We start from the raw sequence: 15,982 nt of genomic DNA on the forward strand, positions 1-15,982 counted from the left end.
AATGGTTTCATATGAGGTTAGCCGATTCAAACCGTGCGGGCTCTTGTGGCGAACGCTAGACCTCAATCAGGTGCTTGAGCGGGTGGTAGCCGGTTTTCAGTGTGGCGGCGACGTCGAGGATCGCCTTCTCGATACCATTCAAATGCATGCAGGTCAGCTCGATGGCCGCGCTTTGATTGCCGGCCTCGATGTATTCGATCAGCCGAAGGTGTTCATCATCGCGGCACGCCTCGTGGCTGTCGTCGTCGAGGGCGGCGGCGTACAGCGAGGCGCGGGAAATCAGCTTCTGGAACCAGTCCAGCAGCACCGGGTTGTTCAGGCTTCGCGCGAGTTTGATGTGGAACTCGCCGAGCAGATGAATCAGCCGTTCGTGGTCGCCGCTGCGGTGCGCTTCATCTTCCAGCAACAAATGATCGCGCAAGTCCTGGGTCACCGCGGTGTCCCGACGACGGCAGAGTTCGCTGACGATGCCGATCTCGATCAACCGCCGGGTTTCGAACAGCGAACGGATCTCTTCGTCGCTGGGCAACGACACCGACGCCCCCTTATTGGGCTCGGTGGTGACCAGCCCATCCGCTTCCAATTGCTTGAGCGCGGCACGAACCGACGTGCGGCTGACATTAAAAAGTTCGGCCAGCGAAGCCTCTCCGAGCTTCATGCCGGGGCGCAACGAACGTTTGCTGATCGCCTCGTAAACCCCTTGGTAGACGCGGTCGACCGTGGTTTCGAGTTTCTTATCGGTCATTTCAACCCTCCTTTAGCGCTAAACAACCGGCCCCAGGCGATGAGCAGCCTTTGAAAAAGGGGGTTGCACGGGCAGATTAATCCGGTTATTTGTAGATTGCATCCAGATATTGCATACAATAATTAGAGGATTGCACCATTATGGGTCAACCAATAGCTATCGAAGTGCGTAACGTCTCTAAACGGTATTCCGACGATCCGGGACTGGCTCCAGCCCTCGACAACGTATCAGTCGACATTGCCGACAACGAATTCTTCACCCTGCTCGGCCCTTCCGGCTGCGGCAAAACCACCCTCCTGCGCACCATCGCTGGCTTCGAACATGTCAGCGACGGCGAGATCCGTCTGGCGGGCGAACCGGTCAACGATTTGCCGCCGTTCAAGCGTCGGGTCAACACCGTCTTTCAGAGCTACGCGCTGTTTCCGCACATGAGTGTCGCGCAGAATATCGCCTTCGGCCTCGAGATGCAGGGTCTTGATCACAAGCAAATTGCCCAGCGTGTCGATGAGATGCTGGCGCTGGTGCAAATGCAACACCTGGCCAGGCGCAAACCGGCCGAATTGTCGGGCGGTCAACAGCAACGCGTAGCCCTGGCCCGGGCCCTGGCGCCGAAACCCAAAGTACTGTTGCTGGATGAGCCGCTGTCGGCGCTGGACCTCAAGCTGCGCAAGGAAATGCAGGTCGAACTCAAGCGCGTACAGAAGGAAGCCGGCATCACCTTCATTTTCGTGACTCACGATCAGGAAGAAGCGCTGACGCTGTCTGATCGCATTGCCGTGATGTCCGCCGGCAAGATCCTGCAGATCGGCACGCCCAACGACATTTACGAACGCCCGCAACATCAATTCGTCGCCCAGTTCATCGGCGACATCAACTTCCTCCCCGGCCACCTCAAGCGCGGCCAGCAGAACGAAAAACTCTTCGTGCCGAGCGGCATGCCGGTGGAAATTCCTTGCCCGGCTCAAGGCTTCGACGGCGCCAAGGTGCAATTGGCCTTTCGCCCGGAACGTTCGCAACTGGTCGATCCGGCGCAACCGCATCACCTGCGCGGCGTAATCGAAGCGGTGTTGTATGTCGGCACCGCGACGCTTTATCAGTGCCGCTTGAACAACGACATCAAGGTCATGCTGCGCGAAAACAACGAAGGCCTGAACCGTGGCCGGGTGGTCGGTGATCGCGTGGCGGTCAATCTGCCGCCCCACGCCTGCCTGTTGATGGAGGCCTGAGATGAGCGTCAGTAGCACTTCTCCCGCCCTCAACCGCGCCCTGTTACTGAGCCCGGTGATTCTGACCTTGCTGGCGCTGATCGCGATTCCGCTGGGGATCATGGGCTACATCAGCCTGTTGCCGCGCAATGTGTACGGCGGCGTCGACTGGCAGGCCGACTGGCAATTGCAAAGCTACGTGCAGCTGTTTTTCCAGGAAGGATTCGACGGTGAACTGGAACTGAACTGGGTCTACGCCCAGGCGTTGTTGCGCTCGGTGTTCCAAGCGGGTGGCACCACCATGCTGTGTTTCCTGTTCGGCTTTCCGGTGGCGTTGTGGATGTCGAGCCTCACGCCGCGTCGGCGCAACCTCATGGTCTTGCTGATTACCATCCCGTTCTGGACCAACCTGCTGATCCGCAACTACGCCTGGCTGATCATCCTGCGCGAGCACGGCTGGGTCGCGCAAAGCCTCAACGCGCTGTTCCCCCAGGCCGGCGGCATCACCCTGCTCTACAACGACTTCGCCGTTTGTGTCGGGCTGGTCTACAGCTTCTTGCCGTTCATGATTTTGCCGATCTATTCGACCCTGGAAAAACTCGACTGGCGCCTGGTGGAAGCCGCCTACGACCTCGGTGCAAATCGCTGGCATGCGCTGAAGCGGATCATCCTGCCGCTGTCGATGCCGGGGGTGATTGCCGGTGCCCTGCTGGTGTTTGTGCCGAGCCTGGGGGCCTTCATCACCCCGGCGATTCTCGGCGGTGGCAAGACGCTGATGATCGGCAACCTGATCCAGCAGCAGTTCGGCACCGCGCGCAACTGGCCGCTGGGCAGTTCGCTGTCGTTCCTGTTGCTGGGGATTCTGTTGCTGTCGCTGGTGGGTTACGCCCTCTATAGCCGCAGCGCTGCCAAAACACTACGTCGGGGAGCCACCGCATGATCGCCCTGCACCTGAAAAAACTGCCACTGACCCGCGAAGTCAGCCTGCTGATCCTGGCCTATCTGTACGTGCCGATCTTCGTCCTGATCGCCTACAGCTTCAACGCCAACCGCTCGGCGACGGTGTGGACCGAGTTTTCGTTCGCCTGGTACGGACGGATTCTGGCCAACCCGTCGATCCAGACGGCGGCATTGAATTCGATCATCGTCGCCAGCATCGCCACGGTCTGCGCCACGGCGATTGCGCTGCTCGCGGCATTGGCGACGTACCGGCCGTTCTATGGACAGAAGATGGTCGAGGGCGGGATCAACCTGCCGCTGATCCTGCCGGAAATCGTCACCGCCGTGGCCACGCTGCTGCTGTTCATGGCGCTGGGAATCAAGCTCGGTTTGCTGACGGTGATCGTCGCGCACATCGGCTTCTGCATTCCCTTCGCGTACCTGCCGATCCGCGCACGCCTGAATGATCTGGACAAGAGCCTGCTGGAGGCGGCGAACGACTTGTACGCCAACCCGTGGCAGGTGTTCCGCCGGGTGACGCTTCCGCTGTTGTGGCCGGCAGTGCTGTCCGGTTCGGTGCTGGCGTTCGTGGTCAGCCTCGACGATTTCATCATGACCTTCTTCGTCGCCGGCCCGGGTTCGACCACCTTGCCGGTGTACATCTTCTCGGCAATCAAGGCCGGCGTAACACCGGAGATCAATGCGATCTCGACCCTGATGCTGTTGATTTCCATCGTGCTGGTGGTGCTGGCCTTCTGGCTGGGACAGCGCGGTAAACAACAATGAGCCTGGAGCGTTCTCGAATGAAAACAAAAAGCATGCGTCCCGCTGTCGCCGGTCTGGCCCTAAGCTGCTTCACTGCACTCACTGCGTTCGGCGCGCACGCCGCCGAACCCAAGGAACTGTTTTTCTACAACTGGACCGATTATTACCCGGTCGACCTGCTGGCCAAGTTCGAAAAGGAGACCGGAATCAAGGTCACCATGGACGGCTACGACAGCAACGAAACCTTGCTGGCCAAGTTGCAGGCCGGTGGCGCGGCGTATGACGTGATCGTGCCGTCGCAGTCGATCATGCGCACCTTGATCAACCAGAACCTGCTGCTGGAAATCGACGCCTCCACCCTGCCCAACTTTCAATACGTGAAACCCGCATTCCGCGATCCGGTATTCGACCCCGGCCGCAAGTTCTCCGCACCGTATTTGTGGGGCACCACCGGGTTCTCCTATGACAGCGCGCGCGTGCCCGGCGGCAAGCTCGACGATTCGTGGAAAGAGTTCTTCGAACCGCGCAAGGAACTGCAAGGGCAACTCGCCGCCCTCGACACTTCCAGCAGCGTGATCAACGCCGCCAGCCATTACCTGAACGTCGACGAATGCAGCGAAAACCCGCAGGACGCCAAGCGCATCCTCGAACTGCTGCAAAAACAGAAACCGTTCCTGAAGATGTACAGCTCGGACAACACCGTCGACCGCATGGCCTCCGGTGAAGTGATCATGATGCAGAACTGGAACGGCTCGACCGCACGCGCCACCTTGCAGAAGAGCACCATCAAATACGTGTATCCGCGCGAAGGCCTGGCGATGTTCCAGGACAACTTCGCCGTGCCGAAAAGCGCACCGCACCCCGGTAACGCGAAGATTTTCATCGACTGGATGATGAAACCGGAAAACGCCGCCGCCGTGTCCAATTCCATTGCCTACGCCAACGGCATCCAGAGCGACAAGCTGCTCGACGCCAAGTGGAAAGTCATGGACGCCATCAACATGCCCGACGAATTTGCCTCGCGCTTGCGGCCGGAGAAAGAGTGCAGCAACAAGGCGCGGGAGCTGCAGGATCGGGTTTGGTCGAAGCTCAAGGGCTGAGTGCCTGGCTTTAGACCGAGGTGCGGCCTTGGCGGGCAAGCCTTGTTCCTACAGGGGAATGCGCAACCTTGTAGGAACGAGGCTTGCCCGCGAAGACGCCGGCCAATCCACCATCAAATTTGAGGTGTATGCAATGACTCAACCCCGCTGGCTACGCAACGTGCGCCCCTACGGCGCCACAGCCGAAGACCTGCTGCTGGAAAACGGCCTGTTCAAACAACGCCGCCCGGCCTCCAACACCGCGCTGGCCGCCACCGACATCGACGGCCAACACCAGCTCCTCACCCCTGCCCTGGTGGAAAGTCACGTCCACCTCGACAAAACCCTGTGGGGCCAACCCTGGCGCCCGAACAGCGCCGGCCCGACCCTCAAGGACTACATCGCCAACGAGCGCCGCGTCCTGCGTGAAGTTGACGCGCCCATCGCCCATCGTGCCGGCGCGTTGCTGGAAAACTGCATCGCCCGTGGCTCGCTGACGATGCGTTGCCACGTCGACATCGACCCGGAATTCGGCCTGCGCCATGTCGAGGCCATGCAACAACTGCGCGACATCTACCGCGACCTGATCGACCTGCAACTGGTGGTGTTTCCGCAAACCGGCCTGATCAGCCGCCCCGGCACCGCCGAACTGATGCGCGAAGCCATGGCGCTGGGCGTGGAAAACGTCGGCGGCCTCGACCCGTGCGGTATCGACAACGACCCGGTCGCGCAACTCGACTTCGTGTTCAAGCTGGCCAGCGAATTCGACCGTGGCGTCGACATTCACCTGCATGACAAAGGTGAACTGGGCCTGTGGCAAATCGCGTTGATCGCCGATTACACCGAGCGCTTCGGGCGGCAAGGTCGGGTGATGATCAGTCACGCTTACTGCCTGGGGATGTTGCCGTGGAGTCAGGTCAAACCGCTGGCCGAACGCTTGGCGGCGTTGAGCATTTCGCTGATGAGTTCGGCGCCGGCCGATTGCGCGGTGCCGCCTTTCCTTGCGTTGCGTGAAACAGGCGTGAATGTCTGCCTGGGTTCGGACGGCATTCGCGATGCGTGGTCGCCGATGGGCAACGGCGACATGCTGGAACGGGCAATGCTGCTGGCCTTGCGCTTTGACTTGAACAAGGACGATGAACTGGCCGCAGCGTTCGAAGCGGCGACGGTGAACGGTGCCCGGGCGCTGGGTTGTGAACGGTATGGATTGGAGATCGGCCAAGCGGCGGACTTCCTGCTGATGCCGGTACAGACTTTGGGCGAAGCCGTGGTTTCTCGACCCGTGCGGCAGGTTTATCGCGGCGGTGAGTTGATCGCCTCAGGTGGTCGGCTGCTGGAAAGCCGCTTGTGAAATGCATCGGTCTGAAGGCCAGTTGCGTGGTCGGCTTCGACGGCACGCAGCATGTGCTGTGGCGCGACGGCGAAGTGGTGTTCGAAGGTTCGCGCATTGTGTTTGTCGGGCGTGGTTTTACCGGGCCGGTCGATCAGTGGGTCGACTATGGCAATGCGTTGATCGGCCCGGGTTTCATCGATCTGGACGCACTAGGGGATCTGGATTCCACGGTGCTGACGCTGGACAACGGCGATGAACGCGACATGGGCCGGATGTGGTCTGAGGACTATCTGGCGGCCGGTCCGCGCGAGAGTTTCGACCCCGATGAAGAAGTCTTCAAATACCGCTACGCCTTCACGCAGTTGATCCGCAACGGCATCACCACGGCCCTGCCAATCACCTCGATGTACTACCGCGAGTGGGCCGAGACCTACGACGAATTTGCAGCGGTGGCCGGCGTGGCGGCCGAACTGGGGCTGCGCACTTACCTCGGCCCCTGCTACATGAGCGGCATGAGTTATTGGCGGGCCGATGGCACCCTCGGGCATCACTGGGATGAAGCCCGGGGAATGGCCGGACTCGATGCGGCGGTTCGGTTTTTCCATGATTTCGAAGATGCGCACCAAGGCTTGATTCGCGGCGCCTTGTTGCCGGATCGCATCCAGACCTGCACCCCGGCGCTGCTGCAACGCACCGCTGCGCTGAGTCGCGAATTGAGCGCGCCGATGCGTTTGCATTGCTGCCAGGGGCTTGGCGAGGTGGCGATGGTCGAGCAACTGCGTGGTGTGTCGCCGCTGCACTGGTTGCAGCAACTGGACCTGCTGACCCCGCGCAGCCTGCTGCCCCACGGCATCTACACCTCGGGCGATGACGATCTGCAACGGGTGGTGGATGGCGGCGCAAGCCTGGTGCATTGCCCGGTGGTGTTTGCTCGCGACGGTGAGGCACTGAATTCGTTTGGGCGCTATCGGGCCAAGGGCATCAACTTCGCCTTGGGCACTGACACCTGGCCGGCGGATCTGCTGGAAAACATGCGCCAGGGGTTGAACATCGCCCGTTTGATGGAGGGCGGCGATGCGTTGACCTCCACGCTGGATATGTACAACGCCGCCACCCTCGGCGGTGCGAAAGCCTTGGGCCGCGATGATCTCGGTCGCCTGGCAACCGGGGCCAAGGCCGACATCACGGTGTTCAGCCTTCGCGGCCTGCACTTGGGGCCGTTGTTCGACCCGCTGAAAAACCTGGTGCTGGCCGGGCGCGGTGACGACTGCATCGCCAGTTACATCGACGGCCGTTGCGTGATGCAAGACGGCCAGGTTCAGGGCATCGATTACCCCGCTCTGCAACGCCAGGCCCAACAACAATTCGAAAAACTGATGCGCAGCCACAGCGACCGGGCCATGGGCCGACCGGACTGGAAAACCCTGTTCAAACCGGCCATTCCGTTCGCCGATGACTACAGCGCAGACGCGCCGTTGAGCGTAATCAATCCCCTTATTTAGAGATGTCTGCCAATGCAAAGCTTCGACTTCAGCACATTGAGTGCGCGGGACAAATACAAGATTCTGATCGGTAGCGTGGTGCCTCGGCCGATTGCGCTGGTCACCACGATTGATGGCGAAGGCCGGATCAATGCCGCGCCGTTCAGTTTCTTCAATGCGCTGTCCGCCGACCCGCCGATCCTGGCGCTGGGCGTGGAAAACTACGGCGACCAAAGCCCCAAGGACACCACCCGCAACATCCAGCTCAATCAGGAATTCACCGTCAACATCGTCAGCGATGCGCTGGTGGAGGCGATGAATGTGTGCGCGGTGCCCTTCGCGCCCGGCTTCGATGAGTTGACGGCTGCGGGGCTGACGGCGATTGCCGGCACCACGGTCAAATGCCCGCGCATCGGCGAGGCGCCGGTGGCGTTGGAGTGTCGGCGGATGATGGCGCTGTCCATCGGGCAGTCGCGGGAAATTATCTTCGGGGAAGTGTTGATGGCGCATGTGCGGGACGAATTGATCGACCCGAAAACCTTGTACATCGATCAGCTGGGGCTGGATGCGATCGGGCGCATGGGTGGTCATGGCTATGCGCGGACCCGGGATTATTTCGATTTACCGACGCGGTCGTTGCAGGCGTGGACGGATGCGCCGGGGGGTGGGGAGCGGTTTTGGCCTGTCACCAAATGATCGTCCCTTAACTGATCGTTCCCACGCAGCGTGGGAACGATCTCACTGGGTTCAATCAGTACCGTATTTCGGCGAACGCGGTCCGTACAGCAAGCCCGCCGGTTGCCCGGCCGACAGCAGGCGCGCACTGGCCACACCGGCAATCGGGTGACCGGCGTCGGTGGCGCTGTTGATCACTTGCTTGACCGCTGCCGTAATCAGCATGCCAACCAAGCCGCCGCCACCGTTGTTGCCGCCCTCTTCGCTCGAAGCCCGGGCCGAGCCGGTCCACAGGGTGGTGCCGCTCTTGAGGTCTACCAGTTTCGCGGTGGCGGTCACCACGGTTTCGCTGCTGATGATCATGTAGCGCGTACCGTAGTCCGTCACGGTGATGTACAACGCCGCATCGGCACCGAAAATTTCCTGCAGCTTGTTGGCCGGGGCCTGGTGGATGTCCGCCGGTGTGGTCAGGCCATTCTGGCGGAATGTCTCATCGACCAGGGTGATCGGCAGCACGTAGTAACCGGCTTCTGCCAACGGGTACGTGACCTGCGACAACATGCTGTAGGACGCCTTGACGTCCGGCGAGTTGTTCAGCGGCGGCAGCACCAGAATGGTTTTCGGACGGGCTTGCTTGTACGCCGAATAGTCCACGGTCTTGGGGCTGACGCAGCCACCGAGCACAGCCAGCGCCAGCAACCCGGCCATCAGTTTCAATGAACGCGCGATCATTGGGTGTCTCCGGTCTTGGCGTTTTTAAGCAGAAAATCCATGTACGGCGTCGACTCGGGAAACAGGGTTTTCTCAGTCCTGAACTGCTGCACCATCTGATCGTCCTTGCCCATGCTCAGGTACAACAGCCCCAGGTGAGCGTGGTAGCCAGGCGGCGGCGTCTTGCCGGTGGACTTGATCTTCTGCAGGTCGCGTTCCAGCGCTTCGGCCTGGGCTTCCTTGGGTGTTTCACCCTTGAAGTACTCGTAAACTTCCGGCTGGTAGCTTTCCCACTGGTAAAGGGTTTTCGGGCCAGCGCAACCGGCCAACAGGCCGCTGACCAGCAATGTCGACGCCATCAGCGCCCACGACACATACGTCTTGAACATGCTTTTACCGCTCCTTGTCATCAACCTTGATCAGTTACCCGGTTTCCATGCCCCGGCGTTCATCCCGTCTACCAGGCGATTGATCGCCTCGCGCATGGCCAGGTCGAGCACTTTGCCGTTGAGGGTCGAATCGTAGGCAGCGGTGCCGCCGAAGCCGATGACTTCACGGTTCGACAAGGCGTACTCGCCCGCGCCCTGAGTCGAATAAACCACTTCGGAGGTGCTGATATTGACGATGTTCAGGTTGACCTTGGCGTAGGCCACCTGGGTCTTGGCGCGACCGAGAATGCCGAACAGCTGATGGTCGCCGGTTTCTTTGCGGCCGAACTCGGTGACATCACCGGTGACCACAAAGTCAGCACCCTTGAGGCGCTGGGACTGGCCCTTGATCGCGGCTTCCTGCTGGATCTCGCCCATGTTGTCGCGGTCCAGCACGCTGAAGCGGTTGGTTTGCTGCAAGTGAGTGATCAGGATGGTCTTGGCCTGACCGCCGAGGCGATCCACGCCGTCGGAGAAGATCCCGCGCATGTAGCTTGAACGGTTGTCGAACTTGCCGACCGCCATGGGTACACGAACACCGGCATACGCCACGCTGGCGCTTTCGACTTTTGCGACTGGCAAGGCGCGCGAGCTTTCCGTGGCGCAACCGGCCATGCTGCCCAAAAGGGCAATCGCTGCCGTCGATACCAACATCCGAGAGATCATTCTCACTGTGCATTCCTTCTGAAAAAACGGTTTATCCCGGCACGGCAATAGCCAACCGCTGCGGATTGCAGCGGCGAAAAAGCGAGGGGGAATCAAATCGATAATCGACGTGCGGGACGTCGGCGGCCGGCATTATGCCAAAGTGCCATCACTGATAACAGTGTTTAATTTTTTATTGGCGCCAATGCATTGGCTGTCGCGATCAGTGGTTGGGATCAGTGGAAATCGCGGCTGCGCACGCTGATGCCATCCAGCAAGGGGCTCAGGTCGCTCAAGCGTCCGGCAATCAGGTGGCGCACCTCGCCTTCCTTTTCCCAGCGGCCATCGACCTTGAGCAACTGCGAGCCGACCAGCACTTTTCGCTGCCGATCAGCCAGGTCGCGCCAGACGATGACGTTGATGTTGCCGAATTCGTCTTCGAGGGTGACGAAGGTCACGCCACTGGCCGTGCCCGGCCGTTGCCGGCCGGTGACCAGCCCGGCGACGCTGACCGGTCTCCCGTGCTCGACCTCCATCAGCTCTTTCGAACTGCGGCAACGTCGGGCTTTCAACTCACCACGCAACAACGCCAATGGATGCGGACCCAAGGTGGTGCCGACACTGTTGTAGTCGGCCAGCAGGTCCTCGCCCACTGTGGGTTTGGGCAGATAGATCGCAGGTTCTTCCTGACTCGGCAGGCCGGCAAACAAACCGAGCTGCTTCTGAACCCCCGCCACTTCCCAGCGCGCCCGATGACGGTCACCGGCCAGCCCCCGCAGCGCACCGGCATCGGCCAGTTGCTCCTGGGCACGGGCGTCGAGTCGCGCGCGCTCGCCCAGGTCGGCGATGTCGACAAATACACCCTTTGCCCTCGCCGCTTCGATGCGCCGGGCATCGTCCTCGCGAAAGCCCTTGATCATCCGCAGCCCCATGCGAATCGCCGGCTGCGCGCCGGTGATCGGTTCGAGGCTGCAATCCCAGTCACTGGCGCGCACGTCCACCGGGCGAATCTGCAAATGATGCCGGCGCGCGTCCTGCAGAATCTGGTCCGGGCTGTAGAAACCCATGGGCCAACTATTGATCAGCGCACAGGCGAAGGCCGCCGGTTCATGGCATTTCAACCAGCAACTGGCGTAGGTCAACAAGGCGAAACTGGCGGCGTGGGACTCTGGAAAACCATAACTGCCGAAGCCTTTGATCTGTTCGAAGATCTGCGCGGCGAACTCGGCCGTATAGCCGTTTTTCTTCATCCCGGCGGCCAGCCGATCCTTGTGCGGTTCCAGTCCGCCATGGCGTTTCCAGGCGGCCATGGAGCGACGCAACTGATCAGCCTCGCCGGGGCTGTAGTCGGCGGCGACAATCGCAATCTGCATCACCTGTTCCTGAAACAGCGGCACGCCCAAGGTGCGTTTGAGCACGACTTCCAGCGCCGGGGACGGGTAAACCTCGGGTTCCTCCTTGTTTCGCCGTCGCAGGTACGGGTGCACCATCCCGCCCTGGATCGGCCCCGGACGGACGATTGCCACCTCGATCACCAGGTCATAGAAGGTCCGGGGCTTGAGCCTCGGCAGCATCGACATTTGTGCCCGGGATTCAATCTGGAACACGCCGATGGTGTCGGCACGGCCGATCATGTCGTAGGTTTGGACATCTTCGGCGGGGATCGTCGCCAGGCTCAAGTCCAGATGGCGATGACGGCGCAGCAGATCAAAACAGCGGCGGATCGCACTGAGCATGCCCAAGGCCAGAATATCCACCTTGAGCAGCCCCACCGCATCGAGATCGTCCTTGTCCCACTGAATGATGGTGCGCTCGGCCATGGCAGCGTTTTCCACCGGCACCAGGCTGTCCAGTGGCTGCTCGGAAATCACGAAACCGCCGGGGTGTTGGGACAGATGCCGGGGGAAACCGATCAGTTGCTGAGTCAAACTCAGCACCCGGCGCAGCACCGGGCTCTCGGGGTCGAAACCGCCTTCAAGCAGGCGCTCCACGGGCGGCGTTGCATCGCTCCAGTGGCCGCAGCAATCGGCCAGGGCGTTGATCTGATCCGGTGGCAAACCCAGGGCCTTGGCCACATCGCGCACCGCGCCGGCCGCGTGATAGGTGCTGACCACTGCCGTGAGCGCGGCGCGGGTCCGGCCATAACGCTGGAACACGTACTGCAAGACCTCCTCGCGGCGCTCGTGTTCGAAATCGACGTCGATGTCCGGTGGTTCATTGCGCTCTTTGGAGAGAAAGCGTTCGAACAACAGCGTGGTGCGGTCCGGGTCGATTTCCGTGATGCCCAAGGCAAAACACACCGCCGAGTTCGCGGCAGAACCCCGGCCCTGACAGAGGATTTTTTGTTCACGGGCAAACCGCACAATGTCGTGCACCGTGAGAAAGTAGCTTTCATAGCCCAGCTCGGCGATCAGCTCCAGCTCCTTGTCGATCTGCACCAGCACCTTGGCTTGCGGGCCGTCCGGCCAGCGCCACGCGATCCCCTCTTCGGTCAGATGCCGCAGCCAGGACGTGGCCGTCTGGCCTTGCGGCACCAGCTCGCGGGGATACTGGTAACGCAACTGGCCGAGGTCGAAGGTGCAACGCCGGGCAATGGTCAGCGTTTCATCGAGCAGTGCTTGCGGGTAGATCGATTGCAGGGCATCGAGGCTGCGTACATGCCGCTCGCCGTTCGGATGCAGCCGCAACCCGGCCTCGGCCACCGGCAGGTGATGACGGATCGCGGTCATGGTGTCCTGCAAGGCGCGCCGTCCACGGGTGTGCATGTGCACATCGCCGCTGGCCACCGCAGGAATTCGCAGTTCCCGCGCCAGGGTCAACAGCGCGTCCAGTCGCCGGGTGTCGTCCTGCCCGCGATGCAACTGCACCGCCAGCCACAGGCCATCGGTGAACGTCTGTTTGAGCCAATGACCGCTGGCAAAATCATCGACCGTGTCCGGCACCCACAGCGCCAGCAACCCCGGCATCGGTTCACTGAAGTCCTCACGCAGCACTTGATACTGGCCTTTCTCCGTGCGGCGCCGCGCCCGGGTGATCAACCGACACAGGGTCTGGTAACCCTCAAGGTTTTCCACCAGCAGCACCAGCTTCGGACCGTTCTCGATGCGCACTTCACTGCCGATAATCAGCGGCAGCTCCACGGATTTGGCCGCTTGCCAGGCGCGGACGATACCGGCCAGGGTGCATTCATCGGTGATCGCCAGCGCTTGATAGCCGTGTTTTTTCGCCCGCTGAAACAATTCCAGGGCACTGGAAGCACCGCGCTGGAAACTGAAGTTCGACAGGCAGTGCAGCTCCGCATACTCGACGCTCATGCGAACCAGCCTTGCAGCCACAGCGGGCCACCCTCACCCACCGCACGGTAGGCCCAGCCCTGCTGGCCGGAACGGGTTTCGATCAGGTAGTAATCGCGGCGCACGTCGTCGCCGTCCCACCAGCCGGACTCGATGCGCTCCGGCCCCATGAGGATCCGTGTCGAGCCTTCGTGTACGGCCTGCGGTTCCGTCAGCAACCAGCCCGGACGCTGCACCCCCGCCAATCCCGCACACAGTTGTTTGTCGGCCCGTGCCTGCCACGCGCACTCTGGCCGGTGATCGGCCTGGAAACGCAAGCCATGCACCGCGTCATCCCCGAGCCGTGCACGCAAGCGTTCGCGCAGTTGCTCCCAGGGCAAGGACTGCTGCGGACGGTCGTCGAACAGTTCCTGACGTTGCGGGACGAAGCTCGGCAGGTCTTCGGCGCGCAGCCGAAAACCGCGCACCGGGGCCTCGACCTGCACCTGTTCCAGCCGTCCCCGGGCCAGTTCGAAGAGCATCGCCGGATCGCGCTCGGCGCTGAGCAGGCCGACCTTGATCAGCGTGTCCGGCAAGCCGGCGTGTTCCAGATGCAGGTCGAAACGCTGCACGCCACTGTCCCGGCCACAAAGGAAGGCCGACAGATCGCCGGTCAAGCGACGCAATGGAAACAACAACGCCTGATGGGATTGCACATCGAAGTTGAGCTCGATGCGCACATCAAACCGGTCCGGCGGCAGGTAGAACGCCAGCGCCAGCCGCCGCTCGCCGAACAGCGCATCCAGGTGCTTGAGCACTTGGGCCTCGAAACGTCGCGCCAGGCTGTTGCGCGGCAACGCCTGAACCTGGCTCAAGGTGCGCAACCCCATGCGCGACAACGCCGTGGCCACCGCCGGTTCCAGGGCGATCCGGTCAACCGGCAATTGCCCCAGGTGATAGCGCAAGGCTTGATCGTCCGGCACCACCAGGCCGTCATACATATTGGCCAACACCCGCGCAGCCACCGGGTTGGGCGCGGCGACGATCCGATGCCGAAAGCCCAGTTCGCCGAGCTCGGCACGCAACCGCGCCTCGAACTGCGGCCACGGCCCGAACAACCCCAGGCTGGATTCGATTTCAAACACCACGGCACGCGGGTAATGCACGCTAACCTGAGAGCTGAACCGATAGGCCCACGCCGCCAGGAACTGTTGCCAGTGCTCGATCTCGGCGACATCGTATTCGGCCGTGACAAAACTTTTGCTCAAGGCCTGGGCGGCGGTCATCGACTGCCCCGGGCGCAAACCCAGCGCCCGCGCCGGAACGTTGACCGCTTGCAACACCCGGCGCTGTGCCGGGCCCGTCAGCAGCGCCAACGGTTCATCGGGATCGGGGCGCTGACGCAGTACCGCGTCCAGCGCCAATTGCGGGAAGAGAATGCACACCCAGCGCATGGCAACCTCAATGCCCCACGGGAAAGGCAATCGGCGCCGAACGCGCCAACCCGCCCCGGCACTTGAGCACACGCAACTGTGCAGGCCGGGCATCGATGGCGATGCGCAGCGCCGCAGGCGAAGGGTTGATGGCTTCGTTGATCGAGCGATAGGCGAACGCCAGGGTCGAGCCGGTTTCCGCCGCCACCTGCAAGCGCCGCAACGCCCGGTCATCGGCCTTGTGCGGCCAGCACAGCACCGCGCCGCAACTGCCCGAACGCAGGCATTGTTCCGCCGCCCACAGTGCATCGCGCTCGCTGGCCTGGATGATCGACAACTGGCGCAGATCGACCCCGGCGTTCTGCCAGGCCTGGGGATACGGCACGTAAGGCGGCGCCACCAGCACAATGCGCTCGCCCGCCGCCGACAGCCGCGCCAGGGCCGGCCACACCAGTTGCAACTCGCCAACGCCCTGCCCGGCCAGGAGGATTTCGGTCAGCGCCGCCTCCGGCCAGCCGCCGGTGGGCAACGCCGCGTCCAGTGCGGCATGCCCGGTCGGTTGCGGGCTGACAGATGGTGGCGCAGGCCGGCCCTTCCAGACCTGGCCGCCATTGAACAACGTATCCAACGCAACGACGGCGCCCATCACCCTTGCCTCACCAGACCGCAGAACACGCCTTCGATGGCCAGGTCCTGACTGGCCTCGACGATGATCGGCTTATAGGCCGGGTTGCGTGGCAACAACCGGACAACATCGCCGACCCGCTCGAAACGCTTGATGGTGACTTCGCCGTCGAGCCGCGCCACGACGATCTGGCCGTTGAGCGCTTCGGGATTGCGGTGTACGCCCACCAGGTCGCCGTCGAGAATACCGTCCTCGATCATCGAGTCGCCCTGGACCCGCAGCATGTAGTCCGGCACTCGCGAGAAGATCGACGGGTCGAGCAGCAAGCGGCTGTGCACTTCGGCATCGGCACCGATCGGCGCACCCGCCGCGACCCGCCCGAGTACCGGGATGTCCAGCAATTCGGGCCGCGCCGGTTGCCCGAGCAAACGAATGCCCCGGGCCTGATGCGGGTTGACCTCGATAAAACCGGCCTCGGTCAGCGCCAGCACATGCTTGCGCGCCACGCTGCGGGAGGCGAAACCAAATGCCTCGCTGATTTCAGCGAGGCTCGGGGATTGACCGTGCTCCGCGATTCGATCACGGATAAAGGTCAGGATGGCGGTACGGCGGGGAGTTAAAGTCGTCATGGAGTACATTTGTACTC

At 62.0% G+C, this 15,982-nt stretch carries 15 protein-coding genes; 7 read left to right on the plus strand and 8 right to left on the minus strand.

Features of this window, described 5'->3' with window-relative positions:
- Positions 1-55: 55 nt before the first annotated feature.
- Positions 56-745: a GntR family transcriptional regulator gene (locus tag AC1ROI_RS02565; RefSeq protein ID WP_010460977.1), complete on the minus strand. Its 690-nt coding sequence runs from the start codon at positions 743-745 to the stop codon at positions 56-58.
- 140 nt (positions 746-885) lie between these two features.
- Between AC1ROI_RS02565 and AC1ROI_RS02570 the strand changes: the two genes are divergently transcribed.
- From AC1ROI_RS02570 to AC1ROI_RS02600, 7 genes are all read left to right on the plus strand, one after another.
- Positions 886-1,971 carry an ABC transporter ATP-binding protein gene (locus AC1ROI_RS02570; protein ID WP_010460980.1) on the plus strand — a complete coding sequence of 362 codons (1,086 nt, stop codon included), beginning with the start codon at positions 886-888 and terminating at the stop codon, positions 1,969-1,971.
- Between the two features lies 1 nt (position 1,972).
- Positions 1,973-2,890 carry an ABC transporter permease gene (locus AC1ROI_RS02575; protein WP_102593986.1) on the plus strand — a complete coding sequence of 306 codons (918 nt, stop codon included), beginning with the start codon at positions 1,973-1,975 and terminating at the stop codon, positions 2,888-2,890.
- Positions 2,887-3,675 (plus strand): ABC transporter permease, encoded by a 789-nt coding sequence (locus AC1ROI_RS02580; protein ID WP_010460984.1) that lies wholly within the window; start codon positions 2,887-2,889, stop codon positions 3,673-3,675. Before AC1ROI_RS02575 ends, AC1ROI_RS02580 begins: the two co-directional genes overlap by 4 nt.
- Before the next feature lie 17 nt (positions 3,676-3,692).
- Positions 3,693-4,754, plus strand: coding sequence for an extracellular solute-binding protein (locus AC1ROI_RS02585; protein ID WP_010460986.1), 1,062 nt, complete (start codon positions 3,693-3,695; stop codon positions 4,752-4,754).
- A gap of 133 nt (positions 4,755-4,887) precedes the next feature.
- Entirely contained in the window at positions 4,888-6,084 is a 1,197-nt protein-coding gene (locus tag AC1ROI_RS02590; RefSeq protein WP_083376562.1) for an amidohydrolase family protein, read from the plus strand.
- On the plus strand, positions 6,081-7,568 hold the full coding sequence (locus tag AC1ROI_RS02595; protein ID WP_102593985.1) for an amidohydrolase family protein: 1,488 nt from the start codon (positions 6,081-6,083) through the stop codon (positions 7,566-7,568). Before AC1ROI_RS02590 ends, AC1ROI_RS02595 begins: the two co-directional genes overlap by 4 nt.
- Before the next feature lie 12 nt (positions 7,569-7,580).
- Entirely contained in the window at positions 7,581-8,243 is a 663-nt protein-coding gene (locus AC1ROI_RS02600; RefSeq protein ID WP_010460992.1) for a flavin reductase family protein, read from the plus strand.
- 51 nt (positions 8,244-8,294) lie between these two features.
- Here AC1ROI_RS02600 and AC1ROI_RS02605 read toward each other — a convergent pair whose 3' ends face one another.
- The 7 genes from AC1ROI_RS02605 to lexA all read right to left on the minus strand — a co-directional run bounded on the left by AC1ROI_RS02605 (position 8,295) and on the right by lexA (position 15,974).
- Positions 8,295-8,954 (minus strand): DUF799 domain-containing protein, encoded by a 660-nt coding sequence (locus AC1ROI_RS02605; protein ID WP_010460994.1) that lies wholly within the window; start codon positions 8,952-8,954, stop codon positions 8,295-8,297.
- A complete protein-coding gene (locus tag AC1ROI_RS02610) occupies positions 8,951-9,292 on the minus strand; it encodes a DUF4810 domain-containing protein (RefSeq protein ID WP_371857854.1) in 342 nt (113 codons plus the stop codon). Before AC1ROI_RS02610 ends, AC1ROI_RS02605 begins: the two co-directional genes overlap by 4 nt.
- A gap of 60 nt (positions 9,293-9,352) precedes the next feature.
- Positions 9,353-10,027 (minus strand): CsgG/HfaB family protein, encoded by a 675-nt coding sequence (locus AC1ROI_RS02615; RefSeq protein WP_154505590.1) that lies wholly within the window; start codon positions 10,025-10,027, stop codon positions 9,353-9,355.
- 215 nt (positions 10,028-10,242) lie between these two features.
- On the minus strand, positions 10,243-13,341 hold the full coding sequence (locus tag AC1ROI_RS02620; RefSeq protein ID WP_197678975.1) for an error-prone DNA polymerase: 3,099 nt from the start codon (positions 13,339-13,341) through the stop codon (positions 10,243-10,245).
- A complete protein-coding gene (locus tag AC1ROI_RS02625) occupies positions 13,317-14,732 on the minus strand; it encodes a Y-family DNA polymerase (protein ID WP_102593983.1) in 1,416 nt (471 codons plus the stop codon). Before AC1ROI_RS02625 ends, AC1ROI_RS02620 begins: the two co-directional genes overlap by 25 nt.
- A 7-nt stretch (positions 14,733-14,739) precedes the next feature.
- Complete coding sequence (gene imuA / locus AC1ROI_RS02630) at positions 14,740-15,357, minus strand: translesion DNA synthesis-associated protein ImuA (protein ID WP_010461005.1); 618 nt, start codon at positions 15,355-15,357, stop codon at positions 14,740-14,742.
- Positions 15,357-15,974, minus strand: coding sequence for a transcriptional repressor LexA (gene lexA / locus AC1ROI_RS02635; RefSeq protein WP_102593982.1), 618 nt, complete (start codon positions 15,972-15,974; stop codon positions 15,357-15,359). The genes imuA and lexA overlap by 1 nt, the downstream gene beginning before the upstream one ends.
- Between the last annotated feature and the right edge of the window lie 8 nt (positions 15,975-15,982).

The organism is Pseudomonas sp. GW823-FHT02C02 (assembly GCF_058797635.1).